Source organism: Stenotrophomonas lacuserhaii (assembly GCF_039674585.1).
Lineage (GTDB): Bacteria > Pseudomonadota > Gammaproteobacteria > Xanthomonadales > Xanthomonadaceae > Stenotrophomonas > Stenotrophomonas pennii_A.
In genome coordinates this window covers 1-20,830 of record NZ_JBDJNU010000040.1, presented here as the reverse complement: position 1 = coordinate 20,830, position 20,830 = coordinate 1, and the positions used below count along the sequence as shown (strand labels likewise).

Here is a 20,830-nt window from a genome sequence, read left to right as displayed (position 1 = left end):
CCAGCGTCGGCGGCGATGGGTCAGCGTGTATCGCAACGCTGCTGCAGCGCCATGGCGGCCGCCGGATTGCGCCGCTTGCCCGCGCCGATGCACAGCAGGTAGACCTCGCGCGGCGTCGATTCCGCCGGCGCTGCGATCAGCGGAAGATCTTCAACCGCCTCACCCTGCGCCCATGCCAGCGCGCGCGCGGCCCAGCGCTGCTGCAGCGGCGCGGGCAGCCCGGCATGCAGGCGCGGCTGGCTGCGCTTGATCCGCGCATAGACGAAGTCGGCGCTGAGGTCGCCGTGCAGCGGGGCCTCGTCGCTGTCTTCGATGACCAGGGCAATGGTGTGGGTGCGTGCTGCCTGCACCAGCGTGGCATCCACTGCCGCCGCGTTGCGTACCTCCAAGGCATGTTGCAGCGGCACGCCCTGCAGGGTGGCCGGCAGTGACTGCATGAACTCCGCCAGCACGCCGGCATCGGCCTTGTGGGTGGGGCCGAATTGCCACAGCAGCGGGCCCAGCCGGTCACCCAGGCCCAGCGCCGCCTGCAGGAACGGCTGTGCGGCCTCGGCAACGCCGGACAGGTCGCGCCGCTGTACCAGGTAACGCGGGGCTTTCATTGAAAAACGGAAGCCTGGCGGCGTCTGTGCCGCCCACTGCGCGCATTGGGCCTGGGTCGGCGTGCGGTAGAAGGTGCCGTTGATTTCGATGCAGCGCAGGGCGTTGCTGGCGAATGCCAGTTCCTCGCGCTGTGGCAGTCCTTCCGGATAGAACACGCCACCGCGCCACTCCGGGAATACCCAGCCGCCGATGCCGCAACGGATCGGCGCCGGGGTCGACCCGCTGCGGTTGTTTCCACCTGGTTCCATATCACCCCTCCTTTGGCACGGGGAAGGCTGCACCGCCGGCCGTTACCATCATGAGAATTCCCGGCGCGCCTGCTTGGCGCCGCCATCCACCCTGGAGAACGCGCGAGATGAAGTCCCTGATCGGAGGCGCCATGCTGCTGGCCTGTACCACCCTGGCGAACGCGGCCACTCCGCCCCCGCTGCAGGACCTGGATGCAACGGTGGAGCGGGTGCGCCAGCGCTTCGAGGTGCCGGGTATCGCCGTCGCCGTGGTCAAGGACGGCAAGCTGGTGCTGGAGCAGGGCTGGGGCGTGCGCGAGCAGGGCCGCCCGGATCCGGTGCAGGCCGATACGCTGTTTGCGATTGCCTCCAACACCAAGGCGTTCACCGCGCTGTCGCTGAACCTGCTGGCCGAAGAAGGCAAGCTGAAGATGGACGACAAGGTGGTCGACCACCTGCCGTCGTTCCGCATGTCCGATCCGTTCGTGACCCAGCAGATGACCCTGCGCGACCTGCTCTCGCACCGCAGCGGGCTGGGCCTGGGCGCCGGTGACCTGTTGTTCTGGCCGACCACCGGTTACAGCAACGCCGAGGTGGTGGAACGGTTGGGCAGGGTGCCGCTGAAGGGCGGCTTCCGCGAGCGCTATGCCTACGACAACATCCTGTACGCGGTGGCGCAGCAGGTGATCGAGAAGGTCTCCGGAAAGTCCTATCAGGACTTCCTGCAGCAACGCATCTTCGACAAGGTCGGCATGGCCGGCACCCGCTACAACGCCGACCACCTGCGCCCCGGCGACAACGCCGCGGTCGGCCATGCCAAGTTCGATTTCAAGGAGCTGCGCACGGTGGCGCCGCTGACCTGGCAGAACAATGCCGGCGCCGGTGGCCTCTATTCCAGCGTGCATGACATGGCGCGCTGGATGCAGGTGCAGCTGGCGCAGGGGACGCTGGCCGACGGCAGCGCGCTGTTCACAGCGAAGAGCCAGCAGCAGATGTGGCAGATGATCACCCCGCAGGTGGTGGCCGAGCCGGCGGTTGCGGAACTGGCGCCGGCGCGGCCGAACTTCGCCGGCTACGCCGAAGGTTGGAGCCTGAGCGATTTCCGCGGCCGCAGGCTGGTATGGCATACCGGCGGTTGGCCGGGCATGGTGTCCCGGGTGACGCTGGTGCCCGGCGAGAACCTGGGCGTGGTGGTGCTGACCAACCAGGAAGCCGGCGCGGCCTTCAATGCCATCACCCTGAGCGTGCTCGATGCCTATCTGGGGGGTGATCGGCATGACTGGGTGGACGCCTACGGCAAGGCCGTGGACAAGAGCCGTGGCAAGGCCGACGCGGCCTGGGCCAAACACCAGGCGGCACGCACCGCGCACACCACACCATCGTTGGCCCTGGGTGGGTATGCCGGTCGCTACCGCGACCGCTGGTACGGGGACATGCACATCACCGGCAACGGCAAGGCGCTGCGGCTGCGGTTCGACAAGACCGCGCAGCTGGTAGGCACGCTGGAACACTGGCAGCACGACACCTTCATCGTGCGCTGGGACGACCGCTCGCTCAATGCCGACGCCTTCGTCAACTTCAGCCTGGACCCGGACGGGAAGGTCCGCGAGGTACGCATGCAGGCGATCTCCGAGCTGACCGATTTCAGCTTCGACTTCCAGGATCTGTTGTTCGTACCGCAGGACTGAGGTTGGCGTGGATGATGGCCAGCGGCCATCACTACCCGATATGCCTGCGGTGGGATAATCGAGCGGTTACCCCGTTGTGAGCGACTGTGATGTTCCGCTGGTTTGAATCCCTGATCCCGGTCTTCCCGCCGGTGGATACGCGCATGCCGCCGCGCAGCGTGTTCAAGTTCTACCTGTTCTACCTGCGCCCGGTGTGGCCGGTGCTGCTGGCCACGCTGGTCGCCGGCCTGCTGCTGGCACTGGTGGAAGTGGCGATGTTCGACTTCCTCGGCCGCATCGTCGACATGGTCGCCGAGCAGCCCGGTGCCGGGTTCTTCCAGCGCCACGCATCGGACCTGCTGTGGATGGTGGCGGTGTGCGTGGTTGCCCGGCCGGTGCTGGTCGGGCTGCACAACCTGCTGGTCAACCAGGCCATCGTGCCGGGCCTGAGCAACCGCTCGCGCTGGCTGATGCACAACTACGTGGTGCGCCAGAGCCTGACCTTCTTCCACAACGATTTCGCCGGCAGCGTGGCCAACCGCGTGATGCAGACCGGTACCTCGCTGCGCGAATCGGCGGTGCAGATGGTCGATTCGCTCTGGTACATCGTGGTCTATACCGGCACCGCGCTGTTCCTGTTCGCCCAGGCCGACTGGCGGCTGATGATTCCGCTGGTGCTGTGGATGCTCGCCTACGCGGTGATCATGGTGTACTTCGTGCCGCGGGCGAAGGAGCGTGCCTGGATCGCGTCGGAAGCGCGTTCCAAGGCGATGGGCCGCATCGTCGATGGCTACACCAACATTCCGACGCTGAAACTGTTCGCCCACGGCGGACGCGAGCAGGCCTACGTCGCCGAATCGATCCAGGAACTGGCGGAGAAGCATCGACGGCAGACGCGCATCACCAGCGGGATGGACCTGACCATCGCCATCGTCAACGGGTTCCTGATCGCCGGCACCTGTGGGCTGGCGCTGTGGCTGTGGAACGATGGGCTGATCACGGTCGGCGCGATCACCCTGGCCACCGGCCTGGTCATCCGCATCCACAACATGTCCGGCTGGATCATGTGGACCATCAACGGCATCTTCGAAGACATCGGCACGGTGCAGGATGGCATCACCACCATTTCCCAGCCGCTGACCGTGCAGGACCGCGATGACGCCGTGCCGCTCGAGGTGAGTGCCGGCGCCGTGCATTTCCAGGACATCCACTTCCACTACGGCAAGCGCGGCGGGGTGATCGCCGGGCTGGAACTGCGGGTGAAGCCGGGCGAAAAGATCGGCCTGGTCGGGCCGTCGGGCGCGGGCAAGTCGACCCTGGTCAACGTGCTGCTGCGCCTGTACGACCTGGAGAGCGGACGCATCCTGATCGACGGGCAGGACATCGCCGGGGTCACCCAGGAAAGCCTGCGCGGGCAGATCGGCGTGGTGACCCAGGATACGTCGCTGCTGCATCGTTCGATCCGCGACAACCTGTTGTACGGACGCCCCGAAGCCTCTGAACAGGAACTGCGTGCGGCCGTGGCCAAGGCGCGTGCCGATGGCTTCATCGACTCGCTGGTCGATGGCCAGGGGCGGCAGGGCTACGACGCGCTGGTCGGCGAGCGCGGGGTGAAGCTGTCAGGCGGGCAGCGCCAGCGCATCGCGATCGCGCGCGTGCTGCTGAAGGACGCGCCGATCCTGGTGCTGGACGAAGCCACCTCCGCGTTGGATTCGGAGGTGGAAGCGGCGATCCAGGACAACCTGGACGAGCTGATGGGCGGCAAGACGGTGATCGCCATCGCGCACCGCCTGTCGACCATCGCGCGGATGGACCGGCTGGTGGTGATGGACCAGGGACGCATCGTGGAAACCGGCACGCATGCCGAACTGGTCGCGGCCGGCGGCCTGTACGCGCGGCTGTGGGCGCGCCAGACCGGCGGCTTTGTCGCCGCCGACGGATGATCGGTAGCGCCGAGCCATGCTCGGCGGAAGCTGGGCGATCGGTCCACCTGAACTCCTGCCACGACACCATGCGGTGGTTCGGCGGCCGGTAATGGATCACGGGGGAGCGGGCCCTTCGTGCTGTCCATGCTGTGCGGTGTCGCGTACGAACAGCGTGGACCAATCGAAGGCTGCCCCAGCCACTCATGGGGCACTGGACACGATCGAATCTGCTCGCTCGATGTCGGTCCATGCCGCACGACGCTCGGGAGGCAGCAACTCTGCGCTTGCCATGGCAGCCCGGATCCGTTTGAGCTTGAAAATACAGCGACACTCCTTGTCCACGCTTCGGGGCGGCAGGAAGGATGGTCGCCATCGTCCACCGTGGCCGATGCGGGCGGAGACGGTGACGGCAGCGACGCGTGATCATTCATGTCAGCGCGCCGTTGCCGAATGCCGGGCAAACCTGCAGACCTAGCTGGCGGTCGATCCCGGCTTGCTCAACGGGATCTGCTGCTGAGGCTGCCTCAGATTGGGTTGCAATCCAGGAACCTGTCGATATGGACGTTATTTCCGGCCGCCCACTCGAGCACGCGCTGCTTGGCCTGCTGGTCCGAATGGGCGTGCACGACATGTCGGTCGGCAATGTCGCCCTCATAGATGTACGAGCATTGCCACATCGTCAACTGGACAGGCGATTCCGCCTGCGCCGGCAGGCTGGCGAGGGACAACAGGAGGGTGGTCGCGAGGATCTTGATCATAGGAAACATCTCTTTCTGGTGTGGGCCGATGGTTGATTCCTCCGGCTCGACAACAGTCTTGCGCAGCGCAGGCAGCAAGTCGCCCGGCATTCGCAGCAGGCGAGGTCGGGCGCAGCCTCTCACTGTGGATCTGTGATGGCAATCAGATAAAGCCTAGTTGCGAGGTCGGTGTTTGCGCCTGCGGCAAAGCTGAGATCTACTGATCGAATGAAAAAGCGCCCCTGACGGGGCGCTTCGCATCCGGAGAGCCAGCAGGCCCGCCAGAAATCAGACAGAGGCACTTACTCGATCGGCTGGTCCAGCATCAGCTGGCGCGCGAAACGCACCGGCGGGGCGCCGTAGGACAGCATCTTGTCGTGGTAGGCCTTGAGGTTGAACTGGTCGCCCAGCTTTTCCTGCGCGGCCTTGCGCGTATCGAAGTGTTCCTGCGCACCGACGAAGTAGGTCGGCAGCTGGGCGGACGTCAGCTGCGCGCGCACCCACTTGCCCGACGCTTCGCTTTCCTGCTGGAACGCGTCGTGGGTCATCAGGTGCATGGCCTGCTCGCGCGTCCAGTTGTCCACGTGCACGCCCTGGTCCAGGATCGCGTTGGAAATGGTGCGCAGGTAGAACTTCAGCTGCACCAGGTGGAACAGCGGATCGTTATCCAGGTAGCCCTGTTCCTGCATCATGCGTTCGGTGTAGACCGCCCAGCCTTCGGCGAACAGGCCCGAGCGCAGCACCGCGCGCAGCGTGGAGGGGAACTTGGCCGAATGCCAGCCTTCCAGGTAGTGCCCCGGGGTGCCTTCGTGGATGCTGAGCAGGTGGATCATGCGTGAGTTGTACTCGCGCAGGAACGAGTCGACCTGCTTGTCGTTCCAGTCATCCGGGATCGGCGAGACCGCGTAGAAGGTCTTCAGGTTCTTGTCCAGCGGACCGGGCGAATCACAGTAGGCCACGGCCACGCCGCGCTGGAATTCGGGCATCAGGATGATGTCCACCGGCGCATCGGGCAGGGTCATCAGGTCATGCTCGCGCACGAACGCGGTGGACTGGTCCAGTGCGGCCTTGGCATCTTCCACGACCTTGTCGCGGGCCGGCTTGTCGGCGTAGGCCAGTTCCAGCGCTGCTTCGATCGCCTTCTGCTGCTGGTCGTCGCTCGGGTTGGCCGGCATCTGCGGTGCGCCCGGCTTGTCCTTCAGCACGGTCTGGGCGATGCCATACATGTCCTGGCGCACGCGCTTGAGTTCGGCACGTGCACGCTCACCGATCTCCTGCCGCGACAGCGAGGAGTTCAGGGCGAACTTCAGCTTCTGGTCGTACAGCTCGGCGCCGACGCGGAACTCGCCCTTGGCGTTCGGCACCAGGGTCTTGTCCAGCCACTGCTGCTGCTCATCGACGGCCTTCTTCAGGCCGTCGATGGCGGCCTGCAGGCGCTGCTGGTCGGCCTGCGGCAGTTCGCCGATGTGCGGGGTGATGAAGGTATCGACGATGCTGAGGATGCCGCGGTTCTGCTTGGCCACGGTTTCGGCGTGGATCTTCGGCACGCGGGCCGGGTCCAGGTTTTCGCGGGCCTGGGCGAAGATCGCCGGGATCTTCTCCATGCGCGCGGTGGCCGACTTCAGGCGCTCGGGCAGCGGGGCGAACTCACGCGCCATCAGGCCGTAGATCGCGCTGCCGGCCAGGCCGTTGTACATCTGCGGATCCCACTTGGAGGACTGCAGCACTTCGGCATTCCAGATGTCCGACTGCAGCTGGTTGCGCAGGATCGCCGCATCCACCTGGTTTTCGCGGCCCAGCTTGGCCACGTCCATTTTCTCCAGCTCGGCCAGCAGGCCCTTGTAGGCGGTCAGCGTCTTCTGCTGGCCGGCGGCACTAAGGTCGTCGATCTCGCTGTCGAAGCGGTGGTCGCCGATCTGCGTGGCACCCACGGGCGAAAGCTGCATCCAGCTGTCCAGGGCGCGCTTGGACAGATCGGCAAAGGCCGCATCTGCAGCGGCATCGGCGGCCTGCGCCGGCGCGGCGGCGGGCGGGGTGGCGGACGACGGGGCGTCGGCCTGCTGGCAGCCGCCGAGGGCAGCGATCAGGGCGAGGGCAAGGAGATGCTGGCGCATCGGCAATCCTGTCTTGGGGTCAATCGCCAAGCATAGGCCGCGGCCGTCGCCCTGTCTGCGTGCCAAAGGATTACCATCGTCGCACTCCAACGCAGGGACGGGACAGAATGCACAAGGAAGCAAGGCGTCATCCGGGCTGGGTCGGTGCGCTGGCCATGCTGCTTACGCTGGCCGGCTGCGGTGGGCATGAGGCGGCGGCCGATGCAGGTGCCGGTGCTGCCGGTGCGGTGGCATCGCCTGAAGGCGCATCCCTGGCCTACGAACATGACCTGGACATCCGACTGGATGCGGCGAAGATCGGTCCGCGGGTCAAGCAGATTGCCGATGCCTGCCAGTCTGCCCGCTTCGGCGACTGCGCGGTGCTGCAGGTGGGGCAGCAGGGCGGCGAGTACCCCGGCGGTTCGATCCGCGTGCGCATCGCGCCGAAGGGCGTGGAGCCGATCATCGGATTGGCCGGGCAGGGCGGCGAGGTGTCCTCGCGCAACACCCATGCCGAAGACCTCGCCCAGCAGGTAGCGGACACTGCATTGGCCAAGGCGCGCCTGCAGAAGGAGCACGAGCGGCTGCTTGCCTACCAGGACAGCAAGGACATCAAGCTGGCCGACCTGCTGGTCATCACCCAGCGGCTGTCGGAGATCGAGGCGGGGGTGGAGCAGGCCAACAAGGACGCGGCCCAGCAGCGCCGACGCATCGACACGCAGCTGGTGACGATGCAGTTCAACGCACCGTCCGGCCAGCGCAGCCGCAATGAAATCGGCATGGCGCTGTCCGAATCGGGAGCCATCCTCACCACCAGCATCGCGTACCTGATACGGGCCATCGCCGCGCTGCTGCCGGTGCTGGTGATCGGCAGCATCATCGGCTGGATCGGCGTGCGCCTGTGGCGCCGGCGACGTGCGCGCAGGGCGGGTTGACCCCGCCCCCTCAACCGCGCGGATCAGCCCTCGTCGGTCTCGTATTCGACGAATACATCCAGTTCCAGGGCGAGCTCCTGCACCGCATCGCGCACCTTCTGCGCGGTGCTTTCATTGCCTACTTCCACTTCCAGTTCATGGCTGCCCGGGCCCATGTCATCGGACAGGCCGGCCGAACTGGAATCGTCGTCGTCCATCTTCGGCATCAGGTCGTCGGTTTCCTCGACATGCTCGATACCTTCGATGCTCTGCAGCAGGTCGGTGATCGCTCGCGCGTCGTCTTCGGTTCCGGTGATTCGCAGTCGCAGCAAGGCCATGGGGGGTCGTCCTGGTGGGAAACAGGACTCCAGCCTAGCCAGCCTGCGGAAAAGAGCGGGTGAGGGTGCTGCGGGGCCCTTGCTCACGCGTCCTGTACGGCACGCCCCGGCGGCTCCGGTGGCAGCGCCGGGAACGGCGTGCGTTCGTCGAGCGCTTCGCGCAGCAGCCAGTCGATGAAGGCGCGTGCCGGGGGCGAGGGCGCCTGGGTATCGCTGTGCACCACGTAGTACGCATACCTCGCCTTCATCGGCGGCCCGGGCAGGCGCACCACATCGTTCCGTTGCAGGTAGGGCTGGGCGATATGCCGGCGCGCCAGCACCGCGCCCATGCCGTACACCGCTGCGCGCATGGCATCGGTGCTGTCGGCAAAGGTGTGCACCGGCGGCAGCGCTGCCGGCACGCGCACGCCCGCATGGCGGAACCAGTCCCGCCAGCCCTGCGGCGACAGATCACTGAGCAGCGGCAGGCGGGCGATGTGGGCAGGGTCCTGCAGCCCCTGCACGCCCGCCAGTGCCGGGGCGGCGACCGGAAAGAGGTCATCGTCCATCAGGTGGCGCGCGTGCAGGCCGGGCCATTGCCCCAGCCCGTAGCGGATGCCGATCTCGGGTCCATTGTCGTCGAAGCGGTCCAGGCCGCTGCCGGTGTGAAGTTCGATACGCACGTGCGGATGCATCCCGGTGAAGCGTGGCAGCCGCGGCAGCAGCCAGCAGTAGGACAGCGAGCGCAGCGTGGTGATCCGCAATGGCACGCTGTCGGCCTGCGGCTTCAGATGGCTGGCCACCGTCGCCAGGTCGGACAGCGCGGCGCTGGCTGCATCGGCCAGCTGGCGACCTTCGGCGGTCAGGCGCACACCGCGCGCATGGCGCAGGAACAGCTGGCTGCCGAGTTGCTGTTCCAGGCGCCGCACCTGGTGGCTGACCGCACTGGCGGTGAGGCTCAGTTCCTGCGCGGCGGCGGCGAAATTCTGGTGGCGCGCGGCAACGGCGAACACACCGAGGGCGGGTAGCAGGGACGGGCGCAGCAGCATGGCGAGCCTCAAGCCGGATTTGTGGCTGGCAGCGATACTACGCGCTTGCGGGGCCTGCGCGGCAGGACGATGCTTGGCTACCCGACAGCAGGAGAGCGGCATGGTGGTGCAGGTGAGACATAGGTGGCAGTCATGAGTGCGCTGCCGCAGGCGCTGGAGCGCGACTGGCGAACCCCGCTGGAGCTGACCGTGCTGGGCGCCATCTGGGGCTGCTCGTTCCTGTTCATGCGCGTGGCGGTGCCGCATTTTGGTCCCTATGCGCTGGTGGAGGTGCGGCTGGTGCTCGGCGCGCTGGTGCTGCTGCCGTTCCTGTGGCGTGCGCGGGCGCAGTTCCCGGCGCGCCGCTGGCTGTGGTTGGCGCCGATCGGGCTGATCAATTCCGCAGTGCCCTTCGTGCTGTTCGCATGGGCTGCGCAGCGGGCACCGGCGGCGATCGGGGCGATCTGCAACGCGATGACGGTGCTGTTCGCCGCGCTCATCGCCTTCCTGTTCTTCGGCGAAAAGATCGGCATGCGTCGCGCGCTGGCGCTGCTGGTGGGCTTCAGTGGCGTAGTGGTGCTGGCCACGGCCAAGGTCGCCGGGTTGAGCATCGGCACGGCGGTCATCGCCGGTGTGCTGGCATCGCTGCTGTATGGGTTGGGCGTGAACCTGGTGAAGCGCCACATGAGCGGCCTGCCGCCCGCGGCGTCGGCGGCGGCCACGCTGGGATGCGCTTCGTTATGGATGCTGCCGATGGCGCTCACCCATTGGCCGCAGGGTCCGGTGCCGGGGGCGGCGTGGGCCTGCGCGGTGGCGCTGGGCGTGGTCTGCACCGGGCTGGCCTTCCTGATGTTCTACCGGCTGATCGCCCGCATCGGACCCTCGCGCGCGTCCACCGTGACCTATCTGGTGCCGCTGTTCGGCGCGGCATTCGCCTGGCTGTTCCTGGGCGAGCCGGTCACCCTGCAGATGCTGCTGGCCGGCGCGCTGATCCTGGGTAGCGTGGCGGTCAGCCAGCGCCGCTGAGCGTTACCGCACCGGCACCGGGATGTTGCACAGATCAATGTGGCCGGCCGGTCGTTTGTAGAAATCATCGACGCGGTTGCGACGGGCTTCCACGGTATCGGCGAAGGTTTTCGAGTCGGTGCGCAGTACCTGGATCGGCGTGCGTTCGGCGGCGGGGACATCGCTGGCGCGGCGTATCGAGGTGATCGGCGTACGCTGCTGCGGCTCGGCGTAGAAGCCCATCGGCGCCGGGCCCCGTGGCAGGGCGCTGAGCAGTTCCATGCCCTTCAGCACACGGCCGACCACGGTGATGTTGCGGTCCAGTTGGCGCGGCGACTGGCCGGTGACCACGTACAGCTCGGCGCCCACGCTGCTGTCTTCGTCATTGTTGCGCCCCGCGCCCAGCGCGCCATAACAATGCGCCAGCCAGGTCCTGCCGTCCTTCATGTCCTGGCCGACCGGGAAGCCGTCGACGAAGCCGGTGCGCGACGCCCAGCCATCGTGATCCGGCAGCGGGCTGACCTTCAATCCCGCCGTGGCCCGTTCGAATTCGGCCGGCAGCTTCTTCTGCGCCGATCCCATCGGCCGGGCCTTGGCGGCGTCGTCGGCGTCGGCATCGCCGAACTGCACCACGAAGTTGTCCTGGGAGCGGTAGATGCTGGTGCCGTCCCAGAAATGTTCGTGGGCGAAGGTCTGGATGTTGGCCACGTGGCGCGGCGCGAACTGCGGCGCCAGCTCGATGATCACCCTTCCGGCGGGCAGGTCCATGTACAGCAGGTTGGCCGGGTCAGGCGTGCGCCAGTCGCGGTCGGGTGCGGCTTCCAGGATCTGCTGCGCGCTGCGGTAGGGCGTGGCCGCGGGGGCCAGCGAAGGCAGCAGGCAGGTGGCCAGGGCAAGCGCCAACAGGGCAGGGCGACGGTCCATGGTGAGCCTTTCAGGAAAGAGAGCCCGATCATGCGCGAGCCCACGGCTTCCTGCCAGCACCCGGCGCGGTTGCCGCACGGCACCGTGACGTCCGGCCTATTCCGCTAGGTCGAACTCCGTACTAGTGTTCACTTCAACGTAGTGGAGATGCCGCCATGGTCGACGAAGAGATCCAGCTGAAGAAGTTCCAGAAGGAGCTCAGTGCGGGGACCGTATCGCTGGCACTGATGGCCGTGTTGGCCAAGGCGCCGGAGCCGCTGTACGGCTACCTGATCGCCAAGGAGCTGGAGCAGGTGGGCGAGGGCGTGCTGAGTGGCAAGCAGAGCGCCCTGTACCCGGTGCTGCGCAACCTGGAAGCGGCCGGCCTGCTGCAAAGCCACGTGGAGCCTTCCACCAGCGGTCCGCCGCGGCGCTACTACCGCATCACCGAGCAGGGACGTGCCGTGCTGGAGCAATGGATCCAGGCCTGGCGTGCCACCCGCGATTCCGTCGATTCCGTTCTGGAGGGCGTACTGCAATGAACATCGAACACACCATGGGCAGGACCCTGCCGGCGACCATTCCCGATTATCTGGCGCAGTTGCGCGCAGCGCTGCACGATGCCGATCCGGCGATGGTCCAGGATGCGCTGTACGACGCCGAGGAGTACCTGCGTTCGGAACTGGCCGCACAGCCGGGGCGCAGCGAGGGCGAAGTGATCGCCGACGTGGCCGGCAGCTACGGCGCGCCGGACGAGGTGGCCGAGATCTACCGCGAAACCGAGCTGACGGTGAACCGCGCGCTGCGCACGCCGAAGACGCCGCTCGGAACACGTATTGCGACCACCCCTGCATTGGGCAGCGGCTTCGATGCGGTGCCACCGGCGGCAGGCGTGGCGGCATCCGGTCCGGCCATTCCGGATCCGCCGCCGTCGCCACCGCGCTCGCTGGCGGCGCGATTCTTCGGCGTAGCGGTGGATCCGCACACCTACGGCGCCCTGTTCTACATGCTGCTTTCGCTGGCGACGGGCACCTTCTTCTTCAGCTGGGTGGTCACCGGGCTGTCGCTGTCGCTGGGCCTGCTGATCCTGATCATCGGCGTCCCGGTAGCCGTGCTGTTCTTCGGTTCCATCCGCGGGCTGTCGCTGCTGGAAGGGCGGTTGGTGGAGGTGCTGCTGGGTGAGCGCATGCCGCGCCGGCCGCGCTTCAGCGACCGCAGCCGCAGCTGGCTGCAGCGCATCGGCGACATGTTCACCGATGGCCGCACCTGGCTGACCCTGCTGTACTTCGTGCTGATGCTGCCGCTGGGTATTGCGTACTTCACCGTGGCGACCACGCTGCTGGCGCTTTCGCTGGCGTTGATCTGGTCGCCGGTGGCGGTGTGGTTCCCGGGTGCCTACACGGGGGTGACCATCAATGGTCTGCCGCTGCTGGAAGGCGCATGGGCGACGCCGCTGCTCGCACTGGCCGGTGGGCTGCTGCTGTTCGGCACGCTGCACCTGGCGCGGGCGGTCGGCCGCATGCACGGCACCCTGGCCAAGCACCTGCTGGTGCGGCTGTAAGGGCGGTGGGCCGGTAGCGCCGAGCCATGCTCGGCGAGCGCGCAGCGCGGCCTGTGTCCGCCACCACGATGCCGGATCGAAAAGCCGCCGAGCATGTCTCGGCGCTACCTGGGTTCAACGGTAGTGACGGCCGCTGGCCGTCAGCACCGCAGCCGGGTCGTCAGCCGGCTTTACGCCGCAACGGGGTGACGTTGCTCTTCTTCTTCGGCTTAGCCGTAGCCGGTGTTTCGGCGTTGGCGGCGAAGAAATCGCGCACCTTCGGGTACACCACTTCGCGCCAGCGACGGCCGCTGAAGATGCCGTAATGGCCGGCGCCTTCGACGATGAAATGCTCGCGGCGGTCTTCGGCGATGCCCGTGCACAGCGACTGCGCCGCTTCGGTCTGGCCGAGCCCGGCGATATCGTCCAGTTCGCCTTCGATGCTCAACAGCGCGGTATCGCGGATGGCCGAAGGATCGACCTTCTCACCCTTGATGTACCACTCGCCGCGCGGCAGCAGGAAATCCTGGAACACCACGCTGATGGTATCCAGGTAGTACTTGGCCGGCATGTCCAGCACCGCGTTGTACTCGTCGTAGAAACGACGGTGCGCATCGGCATCTTCCAGGTCGCCCTTGACCAGGTCGGCGTAGAAATCCCAGTGCGAGCTGAAATGCCGGCTGGGGTTCATCGACAGGAAGCCGGCGTGCTGCAGGAAGCCTGGATACACGCGGCGGCCGGCGCCGGGGTAGCTCGGCGGCACGGTGTGGATGACGTTGTTCTCGAACCACGACAGCGGGTTCTGGGTGGCCAGGTTGTTCACTGCGGTCGGGCTGCAGCGTGCATCGATCGGCCCGCCCATCATCACCAGCGACTTCGGCGTCGGTTCACCGCGGCTGGCCATCAGCGAAACCGCGGCCAGCACCGGTACGGTGGGCTGGCACACGCTCACCACGTGCAGGCGCTCCACGCCGAGGTGGCGGATGAATTCCTGGATGTACTCCACGTAGTCATCCAGCCCGAACTCGCCTTCGCTGCCCGGCACCATGCGTGCATCGACCCAGTCGGTCACGTACACGCGGTGGTCGCGCAGCAGGGTGCGCACGGTGTCGCGCAGCAGCGTGGCATGGTGGCCGGACAACGGCGCCACCACCAGCACGAATGGCTGGTTGAGCATGGTGTGCAGCTGGTCGGCTTCGTTGCTGTGGCGCTTGAAGCGCAGCAGCTTGCAGAACGGCTTGCTGACCTCTTCGTGGACCACGATCGGCACGCGCTCGCCGTCCACGTCGATCTCGTTGATGCCCCACTCGGGCTTCTCGTAATCCTTGCCCAGGCGATGGAACAGCTCGTTCATCGCCGCCAGGCGATCGGCACCGGGCATCTGCCCCCACCAGTGGCCGGCATTGTTGAAGAAGTGGGCATTTGCCTGGGCCTGGTGGACCCAGGGGGCCAGCAGATTACGGGTCAGTTCGTGAAGCTGGTAGAGCATATCGACTCAATATGTATGGTCATATGTTGCCGTGCAGCATACCCGATCCGGCGCGGCGGAATATTAACTGGGGTCGCAGATCCGGCCGGCACCGGTTCAGGCCGTTTCCAGCGCCGAAGCTTCCTGGGCCAGCGAGGCGCCCAGCCAGCAATGCGAACCTATCGGGGCCAGGCCGTGCTTGCCCAGTTCGCGCCGGTACCAGCGGGCAGGACGGGGGTGGAAGCCTTCGTGGTCCCCGTCGAAGTCGTCCTCGGCGGCGAAGGTCTCCAGGAAGGCGACGCCCCCGGTCAGCTCGCCGATGCCGGCCAGGCCGGCACGCAGCTCGCGGTCGGGCACGTAATGCATCACATCCGAGCAGATCAGCAGGTCCACCGGCGCGCACGGCCGCAGCCAGGCGAAATCGCCGAAGCTGGCCGGGTGCAGGTTGCGGGTGCGACCGTAGCGGCCCACGGCGTAATCGCTGCTGTCAAAGCCCAGGTAGCTCAGCTTCGGGCGCAGCTTCAGCAGCGGCGCGCGCCATGCGCCTTCGCCGCAGCCGATGTCCAGCACGCTGCGGATCGGGCGTTCCAGGTAGTACTCGGCGCTGGCCACCGCCAACGCGACCTTGCGCGCCAGCCGCGCGCTGCCGCCGATATCGGCGCGCCGGTACCAGTGCTGGAAATAAGCGGCGTCGTAGGTCTTTTGCATGTACGTGGCTCTGCGCATCGGTGAAAATGGTGCTCATCCTACGCCAGCCGCTGGAGCGAGCACATGCAGTCCTACTTCTGGGTCAAGACCTTCCACCTGGTGTTCGTGGTGGCCTGGATGGCGACGGTGTTCTACCTGCCGCGCATCCTGGTCAACATCGCCGAGACGGCAGGGCAGGCGGCAGTCAGCGAACGTCTGCAGTTGATGGGGCTGCGCCTGTACCGCTTCGGCCACAGCATGTTCGGCCTGGCCTTCGTGCTGGGGCTGGTGCTGTGGCTGGGCTACCGGGTCATCCCGGATTTCCCGACCATGGTGGCAGCGGGCGGCGCCGGCTGGCTGCACGCCAAGCTGGGCCTTGTGGTGGTGCTGCTGGGGTATTTCATCTGGATCGGGCGGTTGCTGAAAGGCGTGGCCAAGGGCCGCGCACTGCCTTCTTCGCGCGCGCTGCGCTGGATCAACGAGATCCCGTTGCTGGCCTTCATCCCGATCGTCTGGCTGGTGCTCGCCAAGCCGTTCTGAGCCACGCTGGGTAGCGTCGGTGCGCCGTGCGCCGGTAGCGCCGGTAGCGCCGGTAGCGCCGAGCCATGCTCGGCGAGCGCGAAGCGCGGCCTGCATCCGGCCTGGAGATGCCTGATCGGAGAGCCGCCGAGCATGGCTATGCCGGTCGTCCTGACCGGCACCCTGCGGGCCGTCGCAAGCGACGTTGGCAGCGGCTCCTGCCGCTGCCTTCGGCGCTACCAAGTGAATCGCTTCGGCGCTACCAGCTACCTGATCGGAGAGGCGCCGGACATCGTCGGGCGCCCCAGGTCATGCGGCTTCGTAGGTGCCGTAGCTGCGCAGGCGCGTGTAGCGCTTGGCCAGCAGCTCGTCGGTCGGCAGGTCCTGCAGGGCGTCCAGTTCGTTGACCAGCACGGCCTTCAGGCGCTTGGCCATCTGCACCGGGTTGCGGTGCGCGCCGCCGGTCGGTTCGCGTACCACCTTGTCCACCAGTCCCAGGCCCTTCAGGCGCGGCGCGGTCAGGCCCAGCTGTTCGGCGGCGTCCTTGGCCTTGCTGGCGTCTTTCCACAGGATCGAGGCGCAGCCTTCGGGGCTGATGGTCGAATACACGCTGTATTCCAGCATGATGGTGCGGTCGCCCACGCCCAGTGCAAGTGCACCGCCGGAGCCGCCTTCGCCGATCACCGTGCAGATCACCGGCACCTTCAACTCGGCCATCTCCATCAGGTTGCGCGCGATGGCTTCGGACTGGCCGCGGGATTCCGCATCGATGCCCGGCCAGGCGCCAGCGGTATCGATCAGGGTCAGCACCGGCAGGCCAAAACGCTCGGCCATCTTCATCAGGCGCAGCGCCTTGCGGTAACCCTCCGGCTTGGGCATGCCGAAGTTGCGCTTGATCTTTTCCTTGGTGTCGCGGCCCTTCTGGTGGCCGATCACCATGACCGCGCGGCCATTGATGCGGGCCAGGCCGCCCATGATTGCCTTGTCATCGGCGAAGGCACGGTCGCCGGCCAGCTCCTGGAACCCGTCGAACATCAGGTGCAGGTAATCCTGCGTGTACGGACGCGACGGATGGCGGGCCAGCTGCAGCACCTGCCACGAGGTCAGGTTGCGGAAGATCTGCGCGGTGCGGGTGCGCAGCTTGCCCTGCAGGGCCGTTACTTCGGCTTCAACGTTGACCGCCGGGCCGGCGCTGGCGCTGCGCAGCTCCTGGATCTTGGCTTCCAGGTCGGCGATGGGTTGCTCGAAGTCGAGGTAGTTCGGATTCATCGGAAGCCGTCGTATGAATGTAAGGAGGGAAGTTTAGCCGAATGCGTGCGGATGCCCCGTACGCCGTCGTCTGGTCAGCTCGCCCACGGCGGGCTGTAGCGTACCTTCAGGGTGCGCACGGCGGGGTCGGCGCGCAGGGCCTGGATCAGCCTGGAATCGATGCGTACGGCGCTTTCACCGCCCACGTCCAGCATGCCGGCCAGCGAGCCTTCCTGGTCCTTCAGCAGCAGGTCCAGGCGCAGCGGCGTGCGGCCCGGGCGATGGCGGTCGAGCAGCGCATTGACGCGCTCCCAGACCGGCCGTTCGCGGCGCAGGTCCACGCGCAGCGACAGCCGCGTGGCGTAGTTCGCGCAGACTTCGTCGAAGTCCCAGCACTGGCGGATGCGCAGGGCGAACCCGCCATTGAACTCGTCCTCGCGCAGACCGCCCTTGACCACCAGGATGCGGTCCTTGGTCATCAGGTGGCCGAACTCGGCCATCGCATCGGAGAACGCACTGCATTCGACCCGGCCGCGACCATCTTCAAGCTGGATGAAGATCTGGCTTTCGCCCTTGCGGCGCACCCCGACCACCTGGCCGGCCAGCACCGTCTGCACTTCCGGGCGCCAGCGTTTTTCGCCACCGCCGCCCCCGCCGCTGGCGGCACTCCAGATCTTTTCGACCGCGCCGAGATCGGTGCCGACCAGGTCGCGCACGTCGTCGCGATGCGGGTCGAACGGGTGTCCACTGAGGTAGAAGCCCAGCGTGTCGCGCTCACCGGTCAGGCGTTGGAGCAGCGGCCATTCGTCGGTTTCCTGAAGTTCCAGGTGGATCGCCGGTGCATTCGGATCCGGGCCACCGAACAGCGAGTTCTGGCCGGATGCGCGCTCGCGCGCCATCTGCTCGGTCGCCTTGATCACTTCGGGCAACTGCAGGGCCAGCGAGGCACGATTGCGCCCCAGCTCGTCCAGTGCGCCGCAGTTGATCATCGCTTCCAGCGTGCGGCGGTTGAGCTTGGCCGAACCGATGCGCGTGCAGAAATCCAGCAGGTCGGTATAGGGCCCGTTCTGCAGGCGCTCGTCGACCACCGCTTCGCAGGCGCCCTGGCCGACGCCCTTGATCGCGCCGAGGCCGTACTGGATGGTGTCCGGCGTAGCCGCTTCGAACATGTAGGCGGACTGGTTGACCTTCGGCGGCAGCACGGTCAGGCCGAGGTTGCGCACCTCGTCCAGGAAGCCGACCACCTTTTCGGTGTTGTCCATGTCCGAAGACAGCGTGGCCGCCATGAACTCGGCCGGGTAATGCCGTTTCAACCAGGCCGTCTGGTAGCTGACCAGTGCGTAGGCGGCGGCGTGGGATTTGTTGAAACCGTAGCCGGCGAACTTCTCCATCAGGTCGAAGATCGCATCGGCCTTGGCCTCGCCGACGCCGTCCTTGGCTGCGCCTTCGCGGAAGATCTCGCGATGCTTGGCCATCTCGGCCGGCACTTTCTTGCCCATCGCACGACGCAGCAGGTCGGCGCCGCCCAGCGAGTATCCGCCGACGATCTGCGCCATCTGCATCACCTGCTCCTGGTACACCATGATGCCGTAGGTGTCGCGCAGGATGCGCTCGGTGCGCGGATCGGGGTATTCCACGTCTTCGCGCCCATGCTTGCGGTCGACGAACGAGGGAATCAGGTCCATCGGGCCGGGGCGGTACAGCGACACCAGCGCGATCAGGTCTTCGAAACGGTCGGGCTTGGCGTCCTTCAGCAGGCGGCGCATGCCGGAGGATTCGAACTGGAACACCGCGCCGGTGTTGCCCGAGGCGAAGATGTCCTTGTAGGTAGGCGCATCGTCCAGCGGCAGCTGGGTGATGTCCACCGGCGGGATGCCGGCGCGCTCGTGGCGCTTGTTGATCGCCTTCACCGCCCAGTCGATGATGGTCAGCGTGCGCAGGCCGAGGAAGTCGAACTTCACCAGGCCGACTTCTTCCACGTCGTTCTTGTCGAACTGGGTGACCGGATTGCGGCCGATGCCGTTTTCATCGTGCTCGGCGAACAGCGGGCAGAACTCGGCCAGCGGCTCGGGTGCGATGACCACGCCGCCGGCGTGCTTGCCGGCGTTGCGGGTCAGGTCTTCCAGCTGCCGCGCCAGGTCGATCAGGTCGCGGACATCGTCCTCGCTCTGGTAGCGCTGGATCAGCTCCGGCGAGGCCATCTCGCTGTCCTTGCCTTCGCCCATCGCATCCTTCAGCGAAATACCCAGGATGTTGGGAATCAGCTTGGCCACGCTGTCGACCAGGCCGTACGGGAAGCCCAGCACGCGGCCGCAGTCGCGCACCACGGCCTTGGCCGCCATGGTGCCGTAGGTGATGATCTGGCTGACCCGTTCGCGGCCATACTTGCGCGCCACGTAGTCGATGACTTCGTCGCGGCGGTCCATGCAGAAGTCGATGTCGAAGTCGGGCATCGACACGCGCTCGGGATTGAGGAAGCGCTCGAACAGCAGGTTGTAGGGCAGGGGGTCGAGATCGGTGATCTGCAGCGCCCAGGCCACCAGCGAACCGGCACCGGAACCACGGCCCGGGCCGATCGGGATGCCCTGGTTCTTGCCCCACTGGATGAAGTCGGCCACGATCAGGAAGTAGCCGGGGAAGCCCATCTTGATGATGGTATCCAGCTCGAATTCCAGGCGGTCGCTGTAGTCCTGCAAGGTCATGCCAGGCGCTACGGGATTCTTCTCCATGCGCAGCGCCAGGCCCTTGCGCGCTTCGCTGCGGATCCAGCTGTCCAGCGTCTCGTCGTCGGGCACCGGGTAGTTGGGCAGGAAGTAGGTGCCCAGCCGCATTTCGATGTTGCAGCGCTCGGCCAGCGCACGCGTGTTGTCGATCGCATCGGGGATGTCGGCGAACAGCGCGCACATCTCTTCGGACGACTTCAGGTACTGCTGGTCACTGTAGTCACGCGGACGCTTGGGATCATCCAGCACGCGCCCGGAGGCGATGCACACGCGCGCTTCGTGGGCGCTGAAATCGGTGGGTTGCAGGAAGCGCACATCGTTGCTGGCGATGACCGGCAGGCCGCGTTGGCCGGCCGCCATCAGCGCGAACTGGTTGAACGCCTCTTCGCCTTCGCGCCCGGTGCGGGTCAGTTCCAGGTGCAGGCCATCGCCGAACACCCGCTGCCAGTCGGCCAGCTGTTGTTCGGCCAGGTCGTGCTTGCCGGCGGCGGCCAGGCGACCAGCCAGGCTGTCGCGGCCACTGAGCGCGAACAGGTTCTGGCAGCCGGCCTTCAGCCATTCAGGGTGCACGGCCACGCCGCCTTCCGGGCGGTGGCCTTCCATCCACGCGCGGGTCAGCAACCGTGACAGGCTGAGATAGCCCTCGCGGTCACGGCACAGCAGGGTCATCCGCCACGGATCCTGGCCTTCCTCGGCGATCATCACGTCGGCGCCGGCGATGGGCTTGATGCCCACGCCTTCGGCGGCCTTGTAGAACTTGACCAGCGCGAACAGGTTGTTCAGGTCGGTGACGGCCAACGCGGGCAGCCCGAGTTCGACCGCGCGCGACAGTAGGTTGGCCTGTTTGGCTTTCTTCGGGTCGGCCTGTTCCGGCTTCGCCGGCACGCGGATGGTGGAATCCGCCAGCGAAAATTCGGTGTGGACGTGGAGATGGACGAAACGGGAGTTGGACATGCCGGACCAGGTTGGAGCGCACCGGCCCCGGGAGCAGGCGTAGGAACGGCCGCCGGGGTCACAGGTGCGCAGGAGTGCCCGCTCAGGGTAGCGGCGAGGGGCTATACGGACAAGGTCTTGACGTAGGGGGTGTTGCGCGCTGCGCGCGGGCTTCGAAGCCGAAGCAACGTCAACGTCAACAGCTGCATTGCCATGGGTTGGCGGGGCGGGGTGGGTTGGCGGGGGACGGCAACAACCGCATCCTGCGGGCCTCGTTTCGCGCCATCCATGGC

General features: G+C 66.8%; 17 protein-coding genes. 7 read left to right on the top strand and 10 right to left on the bottom strand.

Going from position 1 to position 20,830, the window contains the following annotated elements:
- Positions 1–20 precede the first annotated feature (20 nt).
- The gene (locus ABE522_RS14050) at positions 21–851 is read right to left on the bottom strand and encodes a DUF72 domain-containing protein (protein ID WP_346592223.1); all 831 of its coding nucleotides are present in this window, start codon (positions 849–851) and stop codon (positions 21–23) included.
- Between the two features lie 107 nt (positions 852–958).
- Between ABE522_RS14050 and ABE522_RS14045 the strand changes: the two genes are divergently transcribed.
- Positions 959–2,518, top strand: coding sequence for a serine hydrolase (locus tag ABE522_RS14045; RefSeq protein WP_346592222.1), 1,560 nt, complete (start codon positions 959–961; stop codon positions 2,516–2,518).
- Between the two features lie 89 nt (positions 2,519–2,607).
- The gene (gene smrA, locus ABE522_RS14040) at positions 2,608–4,440 is read left to right on the top strand and encodes a multidrug efflux ABC transporter SmrA (RefSeq protein ID WP_346592221.1); all 1,833 of its coding nucleotides are present in this window, start codon (positions 2,608–2,610) and stop codon (positions 4,438–4,440) included.
- A gap of 506 nt (positions 4,441–4,946) precedes the next feature.
- On the opposite strand, the gene ABE522_RS14035 is transcribed toward smrA, so the two are convergent.
- Together ABE522_RS14035 and ABE522_RS14030 are read right to left on the bottom strand one after the other, a co-directional pair.
- Positions 4,947–5,180, bottom strand: a complete 234-nt coding sequence (locus ABE522_RS14035; protein ID WP_346592220.1) for a hypothetical protein — start codon at positions 5,178–5,180, stop codon at positions 4,947–4,949.
- A 281-nt stretch (positions 5,181–5,461) separates the two neighbouring features.
- Positions 5,462–7,273 carry a DUF885 domain-containing protein gene (locus ABE522_RS14030; protein ID WP_346592219.1) on the bottom strand — a complete coding sequence of 604 codons (1,812 nt, stop codon included), beginning with the start codon at positions 7,271–7,273 and terminating at the stop codon, positions 5,462–5,464.
- Between the two features lie 107 nt (positions 7,274–7,380).
- On the opposite strand from ABE522_RS14030, the gene ABE522_RS14025 reads away from it, so the two are divergent.
- Complete coding sequence (locus tag ABE522_RS14025) at positions 7,381–8,187, top strand: DUF4349 domain-containing protein (RefSeq protein WP_406846362.1); 807 nt, start codon at positions 7,381–7,383, stop codon at positions 8,185–8,187.
- A 23-nt stretch (positions 8,188–8,210) separates the two neighbouring features.
- Here ABE522_RS14025 and ABE522_RS14020 read toward each other — a convergent pair whose 3' ends face one another.
- Positions 8,211–8,504, bottom strand: a complete 294-nt coding sequence (locus ABE522_RS14020) for a hypothetical protein (RefSeq protein WP_346592218.1) — start codon at positions 8,502–8,504, stop codon at positions 8,211–8,213.
- Positions 8,505–8,587: 83 nt separating this feature from the next.
- Positions 8,588–9,532 (bottom strand): LysR substrate-binding domain-containing protein, encoded by a 945-nt coding sequence (locus ABE522_RS14015; protein ID WP_346592217.1) that lies wholly within the window; start codon positions 9,530–9,532, stop codon positions 8,588–8,590.
- A 132-nt stretch (positions 9,533–9,664) separates the two neighbouring features.
- Here ABE522_RS14015 and ABE522_RS14010 point away from each other — a divergent pair, with 132 nt between their 5' ends.
- Positions 9,665–10,537, top strand: a complete 873-nt coding sequence (locus ABE522_RS14010; RefSeq protein WP_346592216.1) for a DMT family transporter — start codon at positions 9,665–9,667, stop codon at positions 10,535–10,537.
- Positions 10,538–10,540: 3 nt separating this feature from the next.
- Here the strand turns inward: ABE522_RS14010 and ABE522_RS14005 are convergent, their stop codons facing one another.
- Positions 10,541–11,440 (bottom strand): peptidylprolyl isomerase, encoded by a 900-nt coding sequence (locus ABE522_RS14005; protein WP_346592215.1) that lies wholly within the window; start codon positions 11,438–11,440, stop codon positions 10,541–10,543.
- A 155-nt stretch (positions 11,441–11,595) separates the two neighbouring features.
- Between ABE522_RS14005 and ABE522_RS14000 the strand changes: the two genes are divergently transcribed.
- Together ABE522_RS14000 and ABE522_RS13995 are read left to right on the top strand one after the other, a co-directional pair.
- Entirely contained in the window at positions 11,596–11,961 is a 366-nt protein-coding gene (locus tag ABE522_RS14000; RefSeq protein ID WP_346592214.1) for a PadR family transcriptional regulator, read from the top strand.
- The gene (locus ABE522_RS13995) at positions 11,958–12,980 is read left to right on the top strand and encodes a sensor domain-containing protein (RefSeq protein WP_346592213.1); all 1,023 of its coding nucleotides are present in this window, start codon (positions 11,958–11,960) and stop codon (positions 12,978–12,980) included. Before ABE522_RS14000 ends, ABE522_RS13995 begins: the two co-directional genes overlap by 4 nt.
- Positions 12,981–13,140: 160 nt before the next feature.
- Here ABE522_RS13995 and ABE522_RS13990 read toward each other — a convergent pair whose 3' ends face one another.
- Entirely contained in the window at positions 13,141–14,448 is a 1,308-nt protein-coding gene (locus ABE522_RS13990; protein WP_346592212.1) for a polyhydroxyalkanoate depolymerase, read from the bottom strand.
- A 96-nt stretch (positions 14,449–14,544) separates the two neighbouring features.
- Positions 14,545–15,135: a class I SAM-dependent DNA methyltransferase gene (locus tag ABE522_RS13985; protein WP_346592211.1), complete on the bottom strand. Its 591-nt coding sequence runs from the start codon at positions 15,133–15,135 to the stop codon at positions 14,545–14,547.
- A 63-nt stretch (positions 15,136–15,198) separates the two neighbouring features.
- Between ABE522_RS13985 and ABE522_RS13980 the strand changes: the two genes are divergently transcribed.
- Positions 15,199–15,654, top strand: a complete 456-nt coding sequence (locus ABE522_RS13980) for a CopD family protein (protein WP_192083957.1) — start codon at positions 15,199–15,201, stop codon at positions 15,652–15,654.
- Between the two features lie 288 nt (positions 15,655–15,942).
- Here the strand turns inward: ABE522_RS13980 and ABE522_RS13975 are convergent, their stop codons facing one another.
- Complete coding sequence (locus ABE522_RS13975) at positions 15,943–16,902, bottom strand: acetyl-CoA carboxylase carboxyltransferase subunit alpha (RefSeq protein ID WP_346592210.1); 960 nt, start codon at positions 16,900–16,902, stop codon at positions 15,943–15,945.
- A 74-nt stretch (positions 16,903–16,976) separates the two neighbouring features.
- Positions 16,977–20,558: a DNA polymerase III subunit alpha gene (gene dnaE / locus ABE522_RS13970; protein ID WP_346592209.1), complete on the bottom strand. Its 3,582-nt coding sequence runs from the start codon at positions 20,556–20,558 to the stop codon at positions 16,977–16,979.
- Positions 20,559–20,830: the final 272 nt, after the last annotated feature.